Here is an 18285-nt window from a genome sequence, read left to right as displayed (position 1 = left end):
CTCAATTCAGCCGGATGGTGGTCATCGCCACCCCGGCGGCCGGCAGCCGCGCCAGCAGCGCATCGCCCATCGCCGCCGCCGGGGTGAGCACCCCCGTCAGGTCGCTGAGCCGATCGCGGTCGAGCGCCAGCGCGAGGCCGCTTTCGCCGAGCAGGACGCCGGTCGCGTCATAGGCGTCCCGCTGCTGCGCGAAGGTACCCAGGTAGCGGGCACCGGAAGTCGTAGTCGTGTACGTCTCCACCGTGTAGTGGCCGCGTTCTCGCATCGCCTCGCTGGGGCCGGTACCCGGTTTCGCGAGGGGCTCCAGCCAGCGCTGCGGCACCCGCCTGAAGTACCTGGTCCCCAGGGCCCAGCCACTCGCCAGCGCGCCAGAGACGGCCGCGGCCGCGGCCGGAGCCGCGAAGGACTTGCCGAGGCTCATGGCCTCCGAGTAACGAAACCGCCTGCCGTAGGCCCAGTTCTGTAACGCGTTGCTGCGCCGAACGATTCGGGTGTTGTGTGGTGCCCATACCAGAGCGCCCATCCAGAAGCCGGCGAGCTCGGGCGCGATCCGGCTGCCCGAACGCAACGCGAAGTCCGGTTGCCGGCCGAGGTCGGGTTCGGCGCCGCGGTCGGTGGTCAGGGTGTACGGGTCGTTCATGAGCCGACGGGCTTCGGGGTCGCCAGACGCGGTGCGCATGGATTCGAATTCCGAGGCGACGGTGCCGCCGGAGCCGCCGCCCTGGAAGAAGGAGCGGAACACGAAGGTGGTGTCGCAGAGCTCCCCGGCGCCGTCGCGGGCCGCCCGGCGATACAGCTGATAGACATTGAGATCCGAAGGCATGGAAGCGAATCCGCACGAGACCACGATCCGGGCGCCGGTGTCGACGGCCTGCTGGTGATATCGGTCGATGCTGTCGCGGACGAACATCACCTCACCGGTCAGGTCGGCGTAATCCGTCCCGGCCTTCGCGCAGGCCGCCACCACTGGCAACCCGTACCTGGTGTAGGGGCCGACCGTGGTCACCACCACCCGGGTGCGGGTCGCCATCGCGTCCAGGGTCGCAGGGTCCGACACGTCCGCCACGATCAACGGCCAATCCCGTGCCGCCGGACCGAGCGCGCCGCGGGTGGCCACCAGCCGGTCCCGCGAGCGGCCGGCCAGCGCGACGCGGGCCCCGCCGGCGGCGCCGGCCAGGTAACGGGCGGTCAACTCGCCGGAGAATCCCGTGGCACCGTATACGACGATGTCGAAGTCGCGTTCGGTTGAACTCATCGCTGGCTCTCCTCACCCACTCCTGGGCGCGGAGCGGTTCAGCGACCGTATCTCGTTACCCCTTCCCGTACGCGGGCGCGTGGCCTCCAAATACCACCCGAGATGCGTTCCGCTGTAGCGCAAGGTATTTCGCATGCCCGGTGCTCGCGGCCCAGCGGAACCCGTGGGGTGCGGCCACGCTTCAGGAACGGCCGGCGAGCTTCTCGCGCAGGCGGCGGTTGACCGGCTCGGGCAACAGCTCCGAGACGTCGCCGCCCAGCAACGCGACCTCTTTGGCCAACGATGACGAGACGAACGAATACCGCGGTGTCGTCGCGACGAAAAAGGTGTCGACACCGGCGACGTGCTTGTTCATCTGCGCCATCTGCAGCTCGTATTCGAAGTCGGTGCCGGTGCGCAGTCCCTTCACGATGGCCGTCATCCCCCGCGACCTGACGAAGTCGACCACCAGACCCTGTCCGGCTTCGACGCGCAGGTTGGGCAGATGTGTCGTCGACTCGTTGATCATCGCGATCCGCTCGTCGAGGTCGAACATGCCCTCCTTGGCGGGATTCGTCAGGATCGCCACCACCACTTCGTCGAACTGGGCGGACGCCCGTTCGAAGACGTCGATGTGGCCCAACGTCACTGGATCAAACGACCCCGGGCATACCGCGCCACTCATGACGCGCGCCGTCGACGATGCAGAACGCAGTGATGGGGTGGGGGTACCACCCGCTTGCGGGGGAGAGCGGCGCCCATGACGACAGACGCTACACGCCCGCCTCACAGTCGTTCGGCCATCTCCAAGCGGGTGTCGCCGTACACGCGTGGCGACCACACGGACCAGCCGGCCGGCCAGGTCAGCGGCGCACCGGTTGCCCCGCGCTCCACCACCGCCACGGTCCCGGCGTCCGCCCAGCCATGGGTGACCAAAGCGGCCAACACGGCTTCCACCTCGGCGGCCTCGACGTCGTAGGGCGGGTCGGCCAGCACCAGGTCGACCGCGGTCGCGGTCCCGGCGGCCAGGACGGTCGCGACCGCGCCGCGTCGCACCGTCGCGCCCGTCAAGCCCAGGGCGTCGATGTTGCGCGCGATGACGGACGCACTGCGCTGGTCCGACTCCACAAACAGCGCCGAGGCCGCCCCGCGCGACAGTGCCTCCAATCCCAGTGCGCCAGAACCGGCGTAGAGATCCAGCACCGCGACGCCCGTCAGGTCACCTCGCGCGGTCAGGATGTTGAAAAGCGATTCACGCACCCGGTCGGTGGTCGGCCTGGTGCCTCGCGGCGGGACGGCGATGCGCCGCCCGCCTGCCACGCCGCCGATGATCCGCGTCACGTGCCAAGACTTACAGCAGGGTCGACCAATAGTCCCAGAACCGCGCCATGATCAGCAGGAATACCGCGGTGAACCAGAGCGCGGCGATGGACCACCGCCAGTGATAAAGCACCCATGCCACACCGCGTCCGCGGCGTTGCAGCGCCGGACGACACGCGATCGAGCCGACGACGATCAGCAGCGTGATGGTGGCCGCCCAGACCACCATGCAGTACGGGCACAACGCGCCGATGCGGTACAGGCTCTGGTAGATCAACCAGTGTACGAACGCCGCGCCGATCAGGAGCCCGATCGCCAAACCGACCCAATACCACTGCGGCAAAGACACTTTCGTCACCGCCAGTAACCCGGTGACGAGCACAACGGTGAAGGCCACCAGTCCGAGCAGCGGGTTGGGGAAGCCCAGCAGCGACGCCTGCGGCGTGACCATCACCGAGCCGCACGACAGGATCGGGCTGAAGTTGCACGACGGCACGTACGTCCGGTTGAGCAGCAGGTCGATCTTCTCCACCGTCAGCGTCGCGGAGGCAACCAGGCCGATCACGCCGGCCATCAGCACCCACCACGCGCTGGGCGCGGGCACGCGCGCTTCGGGCGGCGATTCCGGTGTCAGGTCGGCGGTTTCGGCTGACACCGGGGTGGTCACGTGGCCGGTGGGGTGACCGCGCCGTCGATGCCCGGCACGTCACCCACGATGCTCTTGATCTTGGCGACCAGCGCATCCGGTGTGGACGGGTCGTAGTCGTCGCCGTTGATCTTGATGGTCGGCGTGGCATTGATCTTCGCGGCCGCCGCCGCGCCGCTGACCTTGGAAAGGTACTTGCCGCTGTTGATGCAGTCGGGCACCTTGCCCACGACGCCGGCCTCCCGGGCGATTTCGATCAACCGGGCGTTGTCCGGGAAGCTGCTGCCACGCTCGCTGGGCTGGAGGTCGGTGGTGAACAGCGCGGTGTGGAACCGGCGGAACGCGTCAAGGGACTCGTCGGCCACGCACAGGGCCGCGGCGCCCGCCCGCGACGAGTAGTTCTGGTTCCTGGGGCTGTCGAGGATCGACACCATGGAGTAGTCCGCCGCGATCGCGCCGATGTCGATAAGCCTGGACACCGTCGGACCGAAGGTGCGCTCGAAGTTGCCGCAGGCCGGGCAGAGGAAGTCCTCGTAGAACGTGACCACGGCCTTGGGGTTGGTGGTCCCAGGCTGGGTGACCAGCTTGCTCGACGTCACCCGCACGGTGTCGCCGGCGCCGACGGCGGTCTTCTTGTGGTGCGTCACCACGATGTAGGAGACCAGCGCGACCAGGAAGATGAGGACGACGGCGGTCCCGCCGATCTGCACGAGCCGGCCCGATTTACCGTCGGAGGCCTTTATGTCAAAGCGCGGGGGGCGTTTGGGTTTGTCGGCCACAGTTTCCGTGATCCTTCGGTACTCGGGTTGTCGTTCGTCGGTAAACAACGGTCTCTAGATTAGCGGCGCCAACCGCGCAGCAGGTCAGACCCGGCTCAGGTGGGCACGCAGGGCCGAAATCAACTCGGTGGTCGCGGCGGCGCTGCCACCGCCGAGCTGGAACAGGTTGATGAATCCGTGCGTCAGCGACCCCATGCGCCGCAGGTCGACCGCGGTCCCGGCGGCCCGCAGCGCCTCCGCGTAGCTCTCGCCCTCGTCGCGCAACGGGTCGAACCCGGCGATGGCGATCAACGCGGGCGCGAGCCCGGCCAGCGACTCGGCCAGTAGCGGGGATACCCGCGGATCTGCCCGGTCGATGCCCGAGCCCCGCAGGTACTGAGACTCGAACCAGTCGATGTCACGTTTGGTCAGCAGGAACCCGCGGGCGAACAGGCCCAGTGAGCGGGTTGGCGTGGTGAAGTCGGTCCGCGGGTAGATCAGCCACTGCAGCACCGGGGCGGAGGCGCCCTCATCGCGCGCCAGCTGGCAGACGACGGCGGCCAGGTTGCCGCCCGCACTATCGCCGCCGACCGCGACCCGACCGGGCGCGGCTCCGAGCTCCTCGGCGTGCTCGTAGGCCCACCTGAAGGCGGCGTACGCGTCCTCGACCGCGGCCGGGGCCGGATGCTCCGGGGCCAGCCGGTAGTCGATCGACAGCACGTGAATGCCGGCGTCGCGGCACGTCAACCGGCACAGCGCGTCGTAGGAGTCCAGGTCGCCGATCGCCCACCCGCCGCCGTGGTAGAAGACCAGCATCGGCGCCGGCGCGCCGCCGGGGGGACGGTAGTGCCGCGCCGGGATGTCTCCCGCCGGCCCGGGCAGCGACAGGTCGTCGACGTCGACGTGGATCTGCGGCCCGGGGAGTTCCAGCGAGAGCTGGCGCATCTGGGCGCGGGACGCAGCCGGGTCGTCGTCGACGACCAGGCCGTCGATGCCGACGGCGCGCAGACCGGCGAGCATCAGCTGAAGCGTCGGATCCAGCGTGTTGCCATCGATGGTCACCGAGCGGCCAGCGAACAACGCGCGCTTGGCGGGGGTGGGGATCCACGGAATGACCTTGACGCCGATCGTGGAGACCGCACCCTGCATGCGACTGGCCAGCCGCATGGGCGCGTGTTTCGGTCCAAGGTGGAGGTCCGGCGCGGGCGCGCTCTTGGTCATGGGCACTCCTCGAATACAACGTGGTGACGCTCGGGCGACGGACGGTTGTTCGTTCCGCGCCCTCGTCGCGGAGTCTTCCGGCCGCGGCCACCGAGCAGGTGCGGCCGCGCCGCGCGCCGTGTGACCCAACTCTACGTGGTGACGAATATCCCAAAACCAGACCGGGGTCCATATCGTCGCGCCCCCGGCCCGGTGTTGCTGAGGTGGTATTTTCCAGCTCGGTAATATCGTGATCCCCAAGTTGGTAACCGCCTCAAGGATTGCGAGCAGCTTCGACGTGTTCGATTTCGAACTCAGCGCCTTGAAACTCAGCGCCGATGGAATGGCGTCGATCTCCTCGCTCGATGGCGGCAACCGGCTGGACCCACGAACCTTCAATTTCACAGGCAGGTGAATGACATTGGCTGGCGAGTCGGGCGCTGCCGTGCCCTCGATAGCTCTAAATGACGAAAACACGATGCCGGTGCTTGGCCTTGGCGTCGCGGATTTGTCGGAGGACGAGACCGAACGCGCGGTCTCCGCGGCGCTGGAGATGGGCTGCCGGCTGATCGACACCGCCTCGGCCTACGGCAACGAGGCCGCCGTCGGCCGGGCTATCGCGGCCTCCGGAATTCCCCGCGCCGAGCTGTTCGTCACCACCAAGCTGGCCGCCGCCGACCACGGCTTCCTGCGGTCCATGGAGGCCTGTAAGGAAAGCCTGGAGCGACTCGGCCTGGACTATGTCGACCTGTACCTGATCCACTGGCCGGTGCCCTCGCGGGGTGAATACGTGAATTCCTTCGGCGGGCTGATCCAGTGCCGCGGCGACGGGCTCGCACGTTCGATCGGCGTCTCCAACTTCACCGAGCAGCATCTCACCGACGTCATCGACCTGACCTTCGTCACGCCGGCGGTCAACCAGATCGAGCTGCACCCGCTGCTCAACCAGGCCGACGTGCGCAAAACCAACGCCGAGCACAACGTCGTCACCCAGGCCTACACGCCGCTGGCGCTCGGCAAGCTGATGGACAACCCGACGGTGACCTCGGTGGCCGGCGAATACGGCAAGACACCGGCCCAGGTGCTGCTCCGGTGGAACCTGCAGCTGGGCAATGCGGTCGTCTTCCGGTCGGCCAAGCCCGAGCACATTGCCGGCAACCTCGACGTGTTCGACTTCGAGCTGGCCGCCGAGCACATGGACGCGATCAACGGGCTCGACGACGGCACCAGGCTGCGCCCGGATCCGAACACCTTCGAGGGCGTCTAACCCGCCGGGCAGGTGGTCGCCGCCTGCCGGAGCACACCCGCCGACGGCTGATCCACCGGCAGGGAATAGCCCCGCAGCACGGCGATGAACTGTATCGCGTATTGGCAGGCGAACGCGGCGTTCGGCGGCATCCACCGCGCCGGCGGCGCGTCGCCCTTGTCCTGGTTGGCCTGTCCGTCGACGGCCAGCAGATTGGCCGGATCGTTGGCGAACCGCAGCCGCTCGCCGTCGGGCCAGTTGGAGGCGCCCATGTCCCAGGCGTAGGCGAGCGGGACGATGTGGTCGATCTGCACCGATTCGCCGACCTTGGCGCCGCGCTGGAACGCGATGGTTTTGTTGGTGTACGGATCGTGCAGGGTGCCGGTGGCCACCGCGTCCGGGCACCGTTTGGTCGACACGTATGTCTTGTCGACGAGGTCGCGGTTGAGGATGTCGTCGCGGGTGTCGCAGCCGTTGTGCCCCAGCGGGGCGTCGTTGTCGTCGTCCCACGCGTCGCCGAAGGCCGCCCTGCGGTAGTCGTACCGGTGCGCCCGCCGCGGTAGTACCGCGATACCCGCGAGCACATCGGCGCCGGGCTGCACCGTCGGGACGTCGGCACGAGCGGCGTACTCCTCGGCATGCCTGACGGCCGAGGATCCGGCCGTCTGGTAGGCCACTAGCAGCGCGAGCGCCGCGGCCGCGGACAACCACAGCAGCACCTTGCGGTTCACAGGCGCGGTCCCCCACACGTGGGTGGGGGTACCTCCCACTTGTGGGGTCGGGCCCCCACTGCATCGTCGCCGGCGGTCACGACTTGTCCAGATATTCGATCCGGTCAGACCTGACGAAAGGTGCTGCTAGCAAAGCTAATTCGGGGTCGGCCGGGTTGTCCGCGTAGGCCCGGACGCAGAAGTCGCGCGCGGCTTCGATGACGTCGCGGTGGTCGGCCAACGACAGCAAGCGCAGGTTGATGGCGCGACCGGACTGGTTGCGGCCCAGGACGTCTCCCTCCCGCCGCTCCTTGAGGTCCAGGTCGGCGAGCGCAAACCCGTCCAGGGTTGCGGCCACGGCCGAAAGCCGCTTGCCCGCCGGCGATCCCGGCGATACCCAACTGGCGAGCAGGCACAGGCTGGGATGACGGCCGCGTCCGATGCGGCCACGCAGCTGATGGAGCTGGCTGATGCCGAAGCGGTCGGCGTCCATCACCAGCATCATCGTGGCGTTGGGGACGTCCACACCAACCTCGATGACGGTGGTGCACACCAGCACATCGATCTCACCGGCCCGAAACGCCGCCATCGCGGCGTCCTTTTCCTCGGCGGACAGCCGCCCGTGCATCAGCCCGAGGCGCACATTGGCCAGCTCACCCGAGCGCAGCCGCGCGTAGAGACCCTCGGCGGTTTCCGACGGTCTCGTGTTCTGCTCCTGCTTGTCCGCATCGTCGGTCTCGTCGATCCGGGGCGCCACCACATAGGCCTGGCGGCCCGCGGCGACCTCTTCGGTGATGCGCCGCCAGGCGCGCTCGAGCCACGCGGGCTTCTCCTTGACGAAGATGACGTTGCTGGTGATCGGCTGGCGTCCGCGTGGAAGTTCGCGCAGCGTGGAGGTTTCCAGATCCCCGTAGACGGTAAGCGCGACCGTGCGCGGTATCGGCGTCGCCGTCATCACCAGCAGGTGCGGGGTGACGCCGAGACGAGCCTTGGCCCGCAACTGGTCTCGCTGTTCGACACCGAATCTGTGTTGCTCGTCGACCACGACCATGCCCAGGTTGTGGAACTCCACCGCGTCCTGCAGCAGCGCATGCGTGCCGACGACGATCCCCACCTGACCGCTGGCCACCTCGTCACGGACGTGCTTCTTCTGCGTCGCCGTCATCGAACCGGTGAGCAGCGCGACCCGGGTGGCGTTGTCCGCGCCGCCCAGCTGGCCCGCCATCGCCAGCGGCCCGAGCACGTCGTTGATCGACCGGAGGTGTTGTGCGGCAAGAACTTCGGTGGGCGCCAGCAGCACGCACTGGTAACCGGCGTCGACCAGTTGCAGCATCGCCAGTACCGCGACGATGGTCTTGCCGGAACCAACCTCACCCTGGAGCAGGCGGTTCATCGGCCGGGTGGCCGAAAGCTCCTTCTCGAACACCTCGAGCACCTCACGCTGTCCGGACGTCAGCTCGAACGGCAACCGCCCCAACAGTTCTGCGGCCAAACCGTCGGTGCGCGGCGGCGCCGGGGGCCCCGATTCCGACAGCTCGCTGTGCCGCCGGGTGACCAGCGCCCACTGCAGCCCGACGGCTTCGTCGAAGGTCAGCCGCTCCCGCGCCCGGCTGCGCGCGGATTCCTCTTCGGCCAGATGGATGTCGCGCAGCGCCCGGTCCTCGGAGACCAGGTGATAGCGGGCGCGCAAGTCGGCCGGTAGCGGGTCGTCCACCGGATCCAGGACGTCGAGCACCTGGCGCACGCACCTGAAGATGTCCCAGCTCTGCAGCTTGGTGGTGGCCGGATAGATCGGAAAGAAGGCGCGCTCAAAGGCCGCCATCTGCACCTCGCCGGTGGTGGCCTGCGAGGCGATGGCGATGTTCCTCAGCGAGCTGGTGCCACGGTTCTTGCCGTCCGGGGAATCGAGGATGAGGAATGCCGGGTGCGTCAGCTGCATGACGTTCTTGAAGAATCCGACCTCCCCGGAGAGCATCACCTTGGTGCCTTCGGTCAGGTCCTTCTTCAGGTAGTTCGCGTTGAAGAACGTCGCGGTCACCCTGTGGCGGCCGGCGCCCAGGGTGATGCGGTGGCACAGCTTCTTCGGGGTCTTCTTCATCGGCCACGTCTTGGTTTCGGTGATCGTGTCGACGATCGTGATGTGCTCTCCGGCCGGCGGGCGTTCATCGTCGGAGCCCCAGCGGGTCGCGCCCTCGGTATAGCTGCGCGGGTAGTGGCGCAGCAGATCGTCGACCGTGCGGATGCCCAACTCCTCGTCGAGCTGATCGGCGGCCTTGGCGCCCACCAGGAAGTCCAGCCGGTCGCCCAGCGACACCACGGCTACTCGACCCCGATCAGCAACGCGTCACCGCGATGGCCCGTGCGGTAGGTGACCAGCTCGGTTCCCGGGTGATGGTCGTGCATGTGTTCTTCCAGGATGTCGCCAAGGGCCGCGGCGTCATCCTCCGATTCGATTCCGGCGCCGACCAGCACCGTCACCAGGTCGCCGCCGGAGGCCAGCAACAGATCGAGCAGGCCGACGGCCGCCGCGATCGCGTCGGCGGCCACGATCAGCACCTCGTCCCCGGCGATACCCAGGCCGTCGCCCGGCTGGCAGCGTCCCGCCCAGGTCAAGGCGCTTTCGGTCGCGATGCGCACCGACGCGTGCCGGGCCGCACCGGCGGCCCGGGCCATGGTGTAACCGTCGTCCACCGCCTGCCGGCCGGTTTCATGCACGGCCAGCGCGGCCAGCCCCTGCACCATCGACCCTGTCGGGATCGGCACCACGTCGATCCCCCAGCCGATGGCCGCGGTGCACCCCGCAACGAGCTCCTCGGCAGCCACGTACCCGTTGGGCAGCACCATCACCTGCGCGGCGCCGGTGTCCACCACCGCCCGCATCAGCTGATGCGCGCTGATGTTGGTGACCGGGTCGCTGGCCGCCGGGTCGCGCTGCAGCACGCAGGCGCCTTCACCGCCGAACAGCTCGGCGGCACCCTTGCCGTCGACGACGGCCAGCACGGCGCGTTCCCGCGTCCATCCGCCGGCCGGCAGGCCGGCGGCGCCGGAACTCAACGCCGATATCACGATGCGGCTCAGCCGGCCCGCCGCCAGGCCCGCCTCGACGGCGGCTCCGGCGTCGTCGGTGTGCACGTGCACCGAGTACGTGCGTTCGGCCGACGACGGCGCGGCGGCGATGCCCACGGAATCGCCCAACTCCCCGAGCCGGTCCCGCAGCGCGTCCGCCGCGGCCGCATCGCATCCGTCCAGCCGGTACATCACCTCGAATTGCGGCGCGGGGCGTTCGGCGGCGTCCGGTTGCGGCGGGCGCGGAGACAGCTCGTACACGGTTCGGGCGGGCGCCTGGCCGGTGACGGTGGTGCGCAGGGCGTCCAGCAGGACCAGCAGGCCCCGCCCACCGGCGTCCACGGCTCCGGCGTCGGCGAGCACGTCGAGCTGCTCGGTCGTCTTCTCCAGCGCGACGACGGCCGCGTCACCGGCGGCGATGACCGACGCGGTGAGCCCTTCGCCGGCCTGAGCGCACTCCCCGACGGCGTCGGCGGCGGCGCGCAGCACCGAGACGATGGTCCCCGGGATTTCGTCCCCGCCCATCGAGGTGATGACCAGGTCCACCCCGCGACGCAACGACGCCCCGAGGATGGCGCCGTCGATGTGGGGTAGCTCACCGCCGGAATCAGCGGCCGCAATGGCGGTGACATCGGCGATGCCTCGCAGGATCTGCGACAGGATCACGCCGGAATTGCCGCGCGCGCCGTTCAGCGCACCGGCCGACAACGCGGAGGCGACACGGGCGACGCACGCCGGGCCGCCCTCGGAATTCGCTCCGGCATTGGCCTCGGCCAGCGCCGAACGCATGGTGAACAGCATGTTGGCGCCGGTATCGGAATCGGCAACCGGGAAGACGTTGAGCCGGTTGATCTCGTCGATGTGGGTGATGAGGTCGCTGACGGCGGTGTGCGCCCAGTCCCGCAAGGTGATCGCGTCCAGCAGACGTTCCGACGGTCCCAGTGTTACCCACCTCCTCCACAACCAGCACCCGGTGGGCGCCAGCGTAGCTCGGCGGCCGGGGCGACGGCTGCCCGTGACCACCACCGCCGGCGGCGCGATCCGGCGCATTGAGCCTAGCCAGACGGGGCGACAGCGGTGGTGATCGTTTTGGTGGTTGCCACGACAATCACCTATCCTGGTTGGGCCCGGGTCAGCCCGGGCCGTCCCGGCCCCGTGCCAGACCGCCGAGCCGGACCCCCGAGATTTGAGGAGCTTGAACGATGGCCGCTGTGTGCGAGATCTGCGGGAAAGGCCCCGGCTTCGGCAAGTCGGTGTCGCACTCCCACCGCCGCACCAGCCGCCGGTGGGACCCCAACGTCCAGACCGTGCACGTTGTCACCCGCCCGGGCGGCAACAAGAAGCGCCTCAACGTCTGCACGTCCTGCATCAAGGCCGGCAAGGTCGTCAGGGGCTAGTCCAGGGCTAGCAGCAACGCCTCACATGACCACGTGGCCGGCATCCACCGGCATGGCCATGCCGGTCACGTAGCGCGACCGCGGCCCGGCGAGCCACAGCACCGCCTCGGTCACGTCTTGCGCCTCCACCAACCCCACCTCGGGTAGCAGGGTCTGCGACAGGGCCGGGTTGGGATTCTCCAGCATCCGGTTCACCACGAAATCGTTGAGAATCATCGGCGTCGCGACACCGCCCGGGTGCACCGAGTTGACCCGAATCTTGTGTGGCGCATAGGCATTCGCCGCCGAGCGCATGAGGCCCACCACGCCGTGCTTGGATGCGGCATAGGCGAACATCGCGGCGCTGCCGTCGCCGCCGCGGCCGGTCAGGCCCTGCGACGAACTGACCAGCACGACCGATCCGCCCCGGCCCTTGCGGATGATCGACGGCACCGTCGCCACCATCGTGTGCCACACCCCCTTGAGGTTGGTGTCGACGATCGCGTTGAACACCGGCTCGGACTCGGGGTCCGTGACGCCGATCGCCACCACCCCGGCGTTGGCGACGACGACGTCGATCTCGCCGAGGTCGTCGATGGCCGCCTGCACCCCGGCCTGCAGTTGCTTGAGGTCGCGGACGTCGGCGACGACGGGCACGGCCCCGCGCCCGGCGGCCCGGACCAGCCGCACGGTCTCGTCCAGGTCGGATTCCGCGGCCAGGGCGTAGGGAATCGCCTCGAGATCGGCGCAGATGTCCAGGGCGATGATGTCGGCGCCCTGCTCGGCCAGGGCGACGGCGTGGCTGCGGCCCTGGCCGCGCGCGGCCCCTGTGATGACGGCGACCGTGTTGTCGAATTCACCCATGACTACACCTCCAGTTTCGTCCCGGTCTCTTGCTCGGCGAAGGCCACCAGGCGAGCGGCCGCGTCATAATCACATGCCACCGGCGACCGGCCGATCAGCACCGGCCCACCGCGCAGGCCGAACCTGCCGCTGACCCCGACGTAGCTGCCGGGTGGCAACGGTTCGCTGATGCAGTACAGCGTGGGGGCGGCGCCCTCGTCGATGTCGTTGGCCAGCCGGTCGGCCACCGCCTTGACCACCTTGTGTGCCATCGACATCAGCGGCGAGTCGCCGAGGTGGGACAGGTTCGAGGCCACCCAACCCGGATGGGTGAGCTGAGTGACGATCGGCGACCGGGCGGCGCGCAGCCTTCGGTCCAGCTCCAGCCCCCACAGCATGACCGCGAGCTTCGACTGCGCGTAGGCGCCCAACCGGGTCCACTTGTGCCGGCGCAGGTGCGGGTCGTCCAGGTGCAGCGTCGCCGACCGGTGCGCGTCGGAGCCGACGTTGATGATTTGCGAACGGACCCGCGGCAGCAACAGGTTGGTCAGGGCGAACGGCCCGAGCAGGTTGGTCGCCAGGGTCTTCTCGAATCCGTCGACCGTTTCGGTGCGGCGCTCGGTCAGGGCGCCGGCGTTGTTGATCAGGATATCGATGTCGTCGTCGATCGAACTGGCGAAGGCGCGCACCGAGGACTGGTCGGCGAGGTCGACCCTGGCCACCGTGGTCGGGCCGCCCATCGCAGAAATCTCCGTGGCGCGCTGCTCGCCCAGCCCGGTGTTGCGCACCGCCAGGATCACGTGCGCGCCGGCTTTGGCCAGCGCACGGGCGGTCCCGAGCCCGACGCCGTTGGTCGCTCCGGTCACGACAACTCGTTTGCCGGTCAGGTTGCCGAGCCGGTCCGGCGTCCAAGGTAGGGTCACGGCGATCAAGAGTAATGGTCGGTTCTATGTAAATTGGACCGGTTCTGCCACCATTGGTCGCGGAAGCGGAGGAGACGGGTTCGACGGGTGGTCCACATGAGTGACAGCGCAACAGAAATCACCAACCTGATCTACACCTACGCCGAGCTTCTCGATGGTGGCGACCTGGACGGGGTGGCCCGCCTGTTCGAACACGGCCGCATCTGCGGCGTGGAGAACGGCCCACCGGAGACGGTGTTCGCCGGCGCCGCCCGGGTGCGCGAGATGTATGAGATGGCCACGCGCATCTACGAAGACGGCACCCCCAAGACCAAGCACAACACCACCAACGTGCAGCTGCACATCGACGAGGCCGCGGGGACCGCCCACAGCACGTCCTACTACTGCGTCACCCAGGCCACCCCCGACCTGCCGCTGCAGGTGATCGTGACCGGGCACTACAAGGACACGTTCCACCGGGTGGACGGCGCCTGGCGGTTCGACAGCCGCACCATGTTCGTCGACCAGGTCGGCGACGTAAGCCAGCATTTGAAGTTCTGACGCGTGGAAAGTTTCGACCCCGCTCGACGTCGCTAGTTGTCCAACCGCCGTCATGGCCGACGCCCAACGCAAGGAGGCGGCACTGCGCCCCGAACAGGTTGACGAGTGACTCACGTTGTGCAACAAGCGTTTTGGACAGCAACCGGAGGACCCGCGCATGCCTGACCACCCCGTCGCGACGCCATCCCAGCACGAACAGGAGCTGGCCGCGCTCGACCTGATGGAGCACGCAGTCGTCAAGGCCGCCTATCGCACCGTGGCAAAGACATGGCTGGGGCGCGCCAAGGCGTCCGACGCGATGTGCGAGCGGTTCGACGACGCGTTCGCCGAGGTGATGTTCTCGGCGGCGGTGTGGTCGTCCAACCAGGACAAGCTGCGGCCGAAGGTCAGCTGCATCACCCGGCTGGCGCACCCCGTCAATGGTCGCCGGATTCCCGGATCGCGTTGGGGCATCGACAATCCCGACAGCGTGTGCCGGGTGATCCCGATCTCCGGTGACGAGCGCTACGAGATCCACGGACGGGTGGGTGCGCACCGGATGACCGAGAACTACTTCACGCTGTGGGATGCCCACATGGGCACCGTCGACGTGCTCAACGGCCGCACCATGCAGGTCGACTCCGACGGCAACTTCACCATCACCGTGGACGCCGACCCCGCCGGCGGGCGACCCAACCACGTGCGAACCACCCCCGCGGCGCACGAGTTATACATCCGCGACGTGCTGCTGGACTGGGGGCGCGACGACCCCAATCACCTTGAGGTGCAACGGCTCGGCGGCCCAGCCGCAAGGCCGGCACGCACCCTCGACGAGCAGGCCGAGGCCACCGCGGCGATGATGGAGTACTTCGCCAACTTCACCGGCAAGCTCAGCCACGGCGTGTACAAGATGCCCCCCAACCATTTCAACCTGGCGTGGTCGGCCGACAAGGTCGGCGCGATGCGCAACCAGGTCTACGTGATGGGCCGCTTCGACCTCGCCCCCGACGAGGCGTTCGTCGTGGACCTCAACGACGGTGGCGCCGAATACTTCACGGTGCCGCTGAGCAACATCTGGGGCACCACGCTGAACATCCTCGACCGCACCGGCAGCCTCAACAAGGCGCAATCGATGGCCAACGACGACGGCAGCTACACCTATGTGATCGCGCCGACCGACCCCGGGATGGCCAACTGGATCGACTCCGACGGCCTGCGCGAGGGCATCCTGACCCTGCGCATGGCGGAGTTCGGCGAGGCGGGTCCCCGGGAAGACCTCGGCGCACGTGGGCGGGTCGTCAAGCTGGACCGGCTCGACGCGGAGGTGGGCCACCTGCCGCGGGTGAGCCAACAGGAACGGGCCGCCCGGCTCGCCGACCGGCGGGCCGCGTATCTGCGGCGCCTGCCGGAAGGGGCGGCCTGAAATGGCGCGCTGGCTGATCACCGGGTGCTCGACCGGCTTCGGCCGCGAAATCGCGCGCGCCACTTTGCAGGCGGGCCACAGCGCGGTGGTGACCGCGCGCCGGGCCGATTCGGTGCGCGACTTCGCCGACGAGTTCGGTGACCGGGCGCTACCCGTCGCGCTCGACGTGACGAACCCCGAGCAGATCGCGGCGGCGGTGTCGGCGGCCGACGCGGCGTTCGGCGGCGTCGACGTCTTAGTCAACAACGCCGGCCACGGCTACCTGGCCGCCGTGGAGGAGGGCGAGGACGTCGAGGTCCGAAAGCTGTTCGAGGTCAACTACTTCGGCGCGGTCAACATGATCAAGGCGGTGCTGCCGGCGATGCGCGCCCGCCGCTCCGGGCGCATCATCAACATGTCCTCCATGACCGGTCTGGTCGCCAACCCGCCCAACGCGTATTACTCGTCCACGAAGTTCGCGCTCGAGGCGATCACCGAGGCGCTCGCCACCGAGGTGCGGCCACTGGGTATCAAGGTGATTGCCATCGAGCCCGGCGCGTTCCGCACCGACTGGGCGACGCGGTCGATGAAGGAAACCGGCACGCCGATCGCCGATTACGTCGACGTGGCGGCGCGCAAGGATTTGATCAAGCAGTTCGCCGATCACCTTCCCGGTGATCCGAAGAAGGTCGCCGCCGCGGTGCTGATGGTGACCACGCTCGACGAGCCGCCGCTGCGGCTGCTGCTGGGCCGCGACGTGCTCAAGGCCATGCGCGACAAGATCGCCGCGCTGTCATCGTCGATCGAAGAGTGGAAATCCGTCACCAAGGACGTGAACTTCGCGGGGTCGTGAGTCACTCGTCGAGGAACACGACGTGCCGGTCCACGGCGTCGCGCCCGATGTGCAGGTTGTTGGCGGGAAAGTCGGGATCGGAGTAGCCAATCGCGAGGCCGCACAGGATGTTCAGTTCGGGCGGGATGTTCAGCTGCTCGCGCACCACGTCGGGATAACCGGCGATCGCCACCTGCACGCAGGTGCCCAGTCCACGCGCGGTCAAGGCCAGCAGCAAGGTCTGCAGGAACATGCCCACCCCCATGCTGTCGGCGTAGCCGAGGTCGCGGTGCATGCACACGATGCCACCCAGCAGTGCGCGGAAGAACTCCCAGTTGCGCAGGACCGCCTCGCTGTCATGGCGGGCGATGCCCATCGAGCCGTAGACGTGTGCGCCGGTATCACTGCGGAAATGGGCGAACTCGGCGGGCAGCTCCGGAACGCGGGGCGGTTCGGAGCGGGCCTTGTCCAGCATCGCGGTCACCAGCCGGTCGCGGGCGGCGCCGGAGACGAAAACCATGTGCCATGGCTGCACGTTGGAGTTCGACGGCGCGCGCATTGCCAGCTCCAGCGATTCCTGCACCAGGTCGCGCGGCACCGAGTCAGGCAGGAACAGCCGAGTCGAATACCGCTCCCGGATGGTGTCTTCCAAGTCGTACATAGGTTCATGTTGTCAGGGTCGCCAGCGGCGATCGTGAGCGCGGCGCCCGGCCGGGCGAAACGGGTCGCCGCCACCAGGCCGGCGGCGATCGTGAGCGCGGCGGGCCGGCCGGGCGAAACGGGTCGGTACGTCAAACGGGTTCGTCGTCGTCGGTGTCGCGAAGGAATCGTTCGGGGTGGTGGTAGGTGTTGGTTCTGGGTTGACCCCGGTCGAGGTGGGGTGGCGGGATCCATTCGGTTTCGCCGCGGCCGTTGGTGCGGGTGGTCCAGCCTTTTTCGGCGAGGCGGTTGTCGGGACCGCAGGCCAAGGTGAGGTCGTCGATATCGGTGCGGCCGGTGGTGGTCCAGCCGCGGACGTGGTGAACCTGGCTGTGGTAGGCCGGCGCATCACATCCCGGTCGGGTGCATCCACGATCCTTGGCGTACAACATGATTCGCTGCCCCGGGGAGGCGAACCGTTTGGTGTGATGCAGCGCCAGCGACCGGCCCTTGTCGAAGATCGCCAGATAATGGTGCGCATGGCCGGCCCAGCGGATCACATCGGACATGGGCACCAGGGTGCCGCCGGCGGTCAGGGCCTTGCCGGCGGCGGCCTCCAAGTCCTGCAACGTGGTAGTCACCACGATCGACACCGGCAACCCGTTGTGCTGACCTAGCTCACCGGAGGCCAACAACCCACGCAGCCCGGCCACAAACGCGTCATGGTTGCGCTGCGCGGCGGTGCGGGTGTCGCGGCGCACCGCCTCCTCATCGGGGGTCGCATCGACCACCGGGGTCTCGTCGTCGGGGTTGCACACCCCGGGCGCGGCCAGCTTGGCCAACATCGCCTCGATCGCGGCACGCAACTCCGGGGTCACCAGGCCGCTGAGGCGCGACATGCCGTCGCAGTCCTGGGCACCCAGGATGATCCCGCGCCTGCGGGCCCGCTCGGCATCACTGAAGTCCCCGTCGGGATGCAACCAATCCATCAGCCGCTTTGCGTAGCTGGCCAACTCATCCGGGCGATACCCGGCGGCCTTGCCCGCCAGATCGGCCTCGGCCGCCTGCCGGGTCAACGCGTCGACCCCGACCGGCAAATGAGCAAAGAAGCCGCGAATCACCTTGACGTGCCCGTCGCCGATCAGCCCCGCGCGCTGACCGGCCGCGGTCGCGCTCAACTGCGGCGCCAACGGCTGGCCGGTCAACGCCCGACGCGGCCCGAGGTCGGCAGCTTCCTCGATACGCCGGGCGGCCTCGGCCTTGGTGATCCGCAACCGGTCAGCCAACCCCACCCGCAGCGAGCCACCGACCTCCTCGGGGCTGGCCTGCGCCGACAACTGATTGATCAACGCATGCTGAGGGGTGCGCAGCCGGCGGTACGCGCGTTCCAGGCGCTCGAGGGCGCGCAGCCGCTCAGGGGTGGTGAACGCGTCAAAGGACAACGCGCACATGCGGTCGACGTCGCGGTCAAAATCGTCGAACACCTCGACGATCTCCTCACGACTATTCGCTCCCATGCCTCAAACCCTACGAACACCCACCGACAAAAACCCCGGCTCTGTGACCACAGA

Annotated in this window: 19 protein-coding genes; 6 read left to right on the top strand and 13 right to left on the bottom strand. The window is 68.5% G+C overall.

What is annotated here, in order from left to right; translation table 11 throughout:
- Position 1: 1 nt before the first annotated feature.
- The 6 genes from KXD96_RS11595 to KXD96_RS11570 all read right to left on the bottom strand — a co-directional run bounded on the left by KXD96_RS11595 (position 2) and on the right by KXD96_RS11570 (position 5179).
- Complete coding sequence (locus KXD96_RS11595; RefSeq protein WP_260744684.1) at positions 2-1255, bottom strand: trans-acting enoyl reductase family protein; 1254 nt, start codon at positions 1253-1255, stop codon at positions 2-4.
- Between the two features lie 181 nt (positions 1256-1436).
- The gene (gene coaD / locus KXD96_RS11590) at positions 1437-1919 is read right to left on the bottom strand and encodes a pantetheine-phosphate adenylyltransferase (RefSeq protein ID WP_260744683.1); all 483 of its coding nucleotides are present in this window, start codon (positions 1917-1919) and stop codon (positions 1437-1439) included.
- A gap of 101 nt (positions 1920-2020) precedes the next feature.
- Positions 2021-2575, bottom strand: a complete 555-nt coding sequence (gene rsmD / locus KXD96_RS11585; RefSeq protein WP_260744682.1) for a 16S rRNA (guanine(966)-N(2))-methyltransferase RsmD — start codon at positions 2573-2575, stop codon at positions 2021-2023.
- A 10-nt stretch (positions 2576-2585) separates the two neighbouring features.
- Positions 2586-3221: a vitamin K epoxide reductase family protein gene (locus KXD96_RS11580; RefSeq protein WP_260744681.1), complete on the bottom strand. Its 636-nt coding sequence runs from the start codon at positions 3219-3221 to the stop codon at positions 2586-2588.
- Positions 3218-3979: a DsbA family protein gene (locus tag KXD96_RS11575; RefSeq protein WP_260744680.1), complete on the bottom strand. Its 762-nt coding sequence runs from the start codon at positions 3977-3979 to the stop codon at positions 3218-3220. The genes KXD96_RS11580 and KXD96_RS11575 overlap by 4 nt, the downstream gene beginning before the upstream one ends.
- 84 nt (positions 3980-4063) lie before the next feature.
- Positions 4064-5179, bottom strand: coding sequence for an alpha/beta hydrolase (locus KXD96_RS11570; RefSeq protein WP_260744679.1), 1116 nt, complete (start codon positions 5177-5179; stop codon positions 4064-4066).
- A 229-nt stretch (positions 5180-5408) separates the two neighbouring features.
- On the opposite strand from KXD96_RS11570, the gene KXD96_RS11565 reads away from it, so the two are divergent.
- Positions 5409-5573 (top strand): hypothetical protein, encoded by a 165-nt coding sequence (locus KXD96_RS11565; protein WP_396878465.1) that lies wholly within the window; start codon positions 5409-5411, stop codon positions 5571-5573.
- Between the two features lie 6 nt (positions 5574-5579).
- Positions 5580-6425 carry an aldo/keto reductase gene (locus KXD96_RS11560; RefSeq protein ID WP_260745333.1) on the top strand — a complete coding sequence of 282 codons (846 nt, stop codon included), beginning with the start codon at positions 5580-5582 and terminating at the stop codon, positions 6423-6425.
- Here KXD96_RS11560 and KXD96_RS11555 read toward each other — a convergent pair.
- From KXD96_RS11555 to KXD96_RS11545, 3 genes are all read right to left on the bottom strand, one after another.
- The gene (locus KXD96_RS11555; RefSeq protein ID WP_260744678.1) at positions 6422-7135 is read right to left on the bottom strand and encodes an HNH endonuclease family protein; all 714 of its coding nucleotides are present in this window, start codon (positions 7133-7135) and stop codon (positions 6422-6424) included. The genes KXD96_RS11560 and KXD96_RS11555 overlap by 4 nt on opposite strands.
- 76 nt (positions 7136-7211) lie before the next feature.
- Positions 7212-9431, bottom strand: a complete 2220-nt coding sequence (gene recG, locus KXD96_RS11550; protein ID WP_260744677.1) for an ATP-dependent DNA helicase RecG — start codon at positions 9429-9431, stop codon at positions 7212-7214.
- A gap of 2 nt (positions 9432-9433) precedes the next feature.
- On the bottom strand, positions 9434-11101 hold the full coding sequence (locus KXD96_RS11545; protein WP_396878776.1) for a DAK2 domain-containing protein: 1668 nt from the start codon (positions 11099-11101) through the stop codon (positions 9434-9436).
- A 281-nt stretch (positions 11102-11382) separates the two neighbouring features.
- Here KXD96_RS11545 and rpmB point away from each other — a divergent pair, with 281 nt between their 5' ends.
- The gene (gene rpmB, locus KXD96_RS11540; protein WP_260744676.1) at positions 11383-11577 is read left to right on the top strand and encodes a 50S ribosomal protein L28; all 195 of its coding nucleotides are present in this window, start codon (positions 11383-11385) and stop codon (positions 11575-11577) included.
- A 21-nt stretch (positions 11578-11598) separates the two neighbouring features.
- Here the strand turns inward: rpmB and KXD96_RS11535 are convergent, their stop codons facing one another.
- Both KXD96_RS11535 and KXD96_RS11530 read right to left on the bottom strand, forming a co-directional pair.
- Positions 11599-12420 (bottom strand): mycofactocin-coupled SDR family oxidoreductase, encoded by an 822-nt coding sequence (locus KXD96_RS11535; RefSeq protein ID WP_260744675.1) that lies wholly within the window; start codon positions 12418-12420, stop codon positions 11599-11601.
- Positions 12421-12422: 2 nt separating this feature from the next.
- Positions 12423-13322: an SDR family NAD(P)-dependent oxidoreductase gene (locus tag KXD96_RS11530; RefSeq protein ID WP_260744674.1), complete on the bottom strand. Its 900-nt coding sequence runs from the start codon at positions 13320-13322 to the stop codon at positions 12423-12425.
- A gap of 96 nt (positions 13323-13418) precedes the next feature.
- On the opposite strand from KXD96_RS11530, the gene KXD96_RS11525 reads away from it, so the two are divergent.
- The 3 genes from KXD96_RS11525 to KXD96_RS11515 all read left to right on the top strand — a co-directional run bounded on the left by KXD96_RS11525 (position 13419) and on the right by KXD96_RS11515 (position 16096).
- Complete coding sequence (locus KXD96_RS11525; protein ID WP_260744673.1) at positions 13419-13862, top strand: nuclear transport factor 2 family protein; 444 nt, start codon at positions 13419-13421, stop codon at positions 13860-13862.
- Between the two features lie 157 nt (positions 13863-14019).
- The gene (locus KXD96_RS11520) at positions 14020-15264 is read left to right on the top strand and encodes a hypothetical protein (RefSeq protein ID WP_260744672.1); all 1245 of its coding nucleotides are present in this window, start codon (positions 14020-14022) and stop codon (positions 15262-15264) included.
- A 1-nt stretch (position 15265) separates the two neighbouring features.
- Positions 15266-16096, top strand: coding sequence for an oxidoreductase (locus KXD96_RS11515; protein WP_260744671.1), 831 nt, complete (start codon positions 15266-15268; stop codon positions 16094-16096).
- Position 16097: 1 nt separating this feature from the next.
- Here KXD96_RS11515 and KXD96_RS11510 read toward each other — a convergent pair whose 3' ends face one another.
- Positions 16098-16736, bottom strand: a complete 639-nt coding sequence (locus KXD96_RS11510; RefSeq protein WP_260744670.1) for a nitroreductase — start codon at positions 16734-16736, stop codon at positions 16098-16100.
- Positions 16737-16866: 130 nt separating this feature from the next.
- Positions 16867-18231 carry an HNH endonuclease signature motif containing protein gene (locus KXD96_RS11505; RefSeq protein WP_260744669.1) on the bottom strand — a complete coding sequence of 455 codons (1365 nt, stop codon included), beginning with the start codon at positions 18229-18231 and terminating at the stop codon, positions 16867-16869.
- Positions 18232-18285: the final 54 nt, after the last annotated feature.

Source organism: Mycobacterium sp. SMC-2, from assembly GCF_025263485.1.
Classification (GTDB): domain Bacteria; phylum Actinomycetota; class Actinomycetes; order Mycobacteriales; family Mycobacteriaceae; genus Mycobacterium.
This window is presented reverse-complemented; position numbering and strand designations above follow the sequence as displayed.

What these genes read in the sequence shown, in the direction of transcription:
- KXD96_RS11505 (WP_260744669.1), bottom strand. Translation starts at nt 18,231, where the DNA reads ATGGGAGCGAATAGTCGTGAGGAGATCGTCGAGGTGTTCGACGATTTT.
- KXD96_RS11525 (WP_260744673.1), top strand. Translation starts at nt 13,419, where the DNA reads ATGAGTGACAGCGCAACAGAAATCACCAACCTGATCTACACCTACGCC.
- KXD96_RS11515 (WP_260744671.1), top strand. Translation starts at nt 15,266, where the DNA reads ATGGCGCGCTGGCTGATCACCGGGTGCTCGACCGGCTTCGGCCGCGAA.
- coaD (WP_260744683.1), bottom strand. Translation starts at nt 1,919, where the DNA reads ATGAGTGGCGCGGTATGCCCGGGGTCGTTTGATCCAGTGACGTTGGGC.
- KXD96_RS11595 (WP_260744684.1), bottom strand. Translation starts at nt 1,255, where the DNA reads ATGAGTTCAACCGAACGCGACTTCGACATCGTCGTATACGGTGCCACG.
- KXD96_RS11570 (WP_260744679.1), bottom strand. Translation starts at nt 5,179, where the DNA reads ATGACCAAGAGCGCGCCCGCGCCGGACCTCCACCTTGGACCGAAACAC.
- KXD96_RS11535 (WP_260744675.1), bottom strand. Translation starts at nt 12,420, where the DNA reads ATGGGTGAATTCGACAACACGGTCGCCGTCATCACAGGGGCCGCGCGC.
- rpmB (WP_260744676.1), top strand. Translation starts at nt 11,383, where the DNA reads ATGGCCGCTGTGTGCGAGATCTGCGGGAAAGGCCCCGGCTTCGGCAAG.
- KXD96_RS11520 (WP_260744672.1), top strand. Translation starts at nt 14,020, where the DNA reads ATGCCTGACCACCCCGTCGCGACGCCATCCCAGCACGAACAGGAGCTG.
- KXD96_RS11510 (WP_260744670.1), bottom strand. Translation starts at nt 16,736, where the DNA reads ATGTACGACTTGGAAGACACCATCCGGGAGCGGTATTCGACTCGGCTG.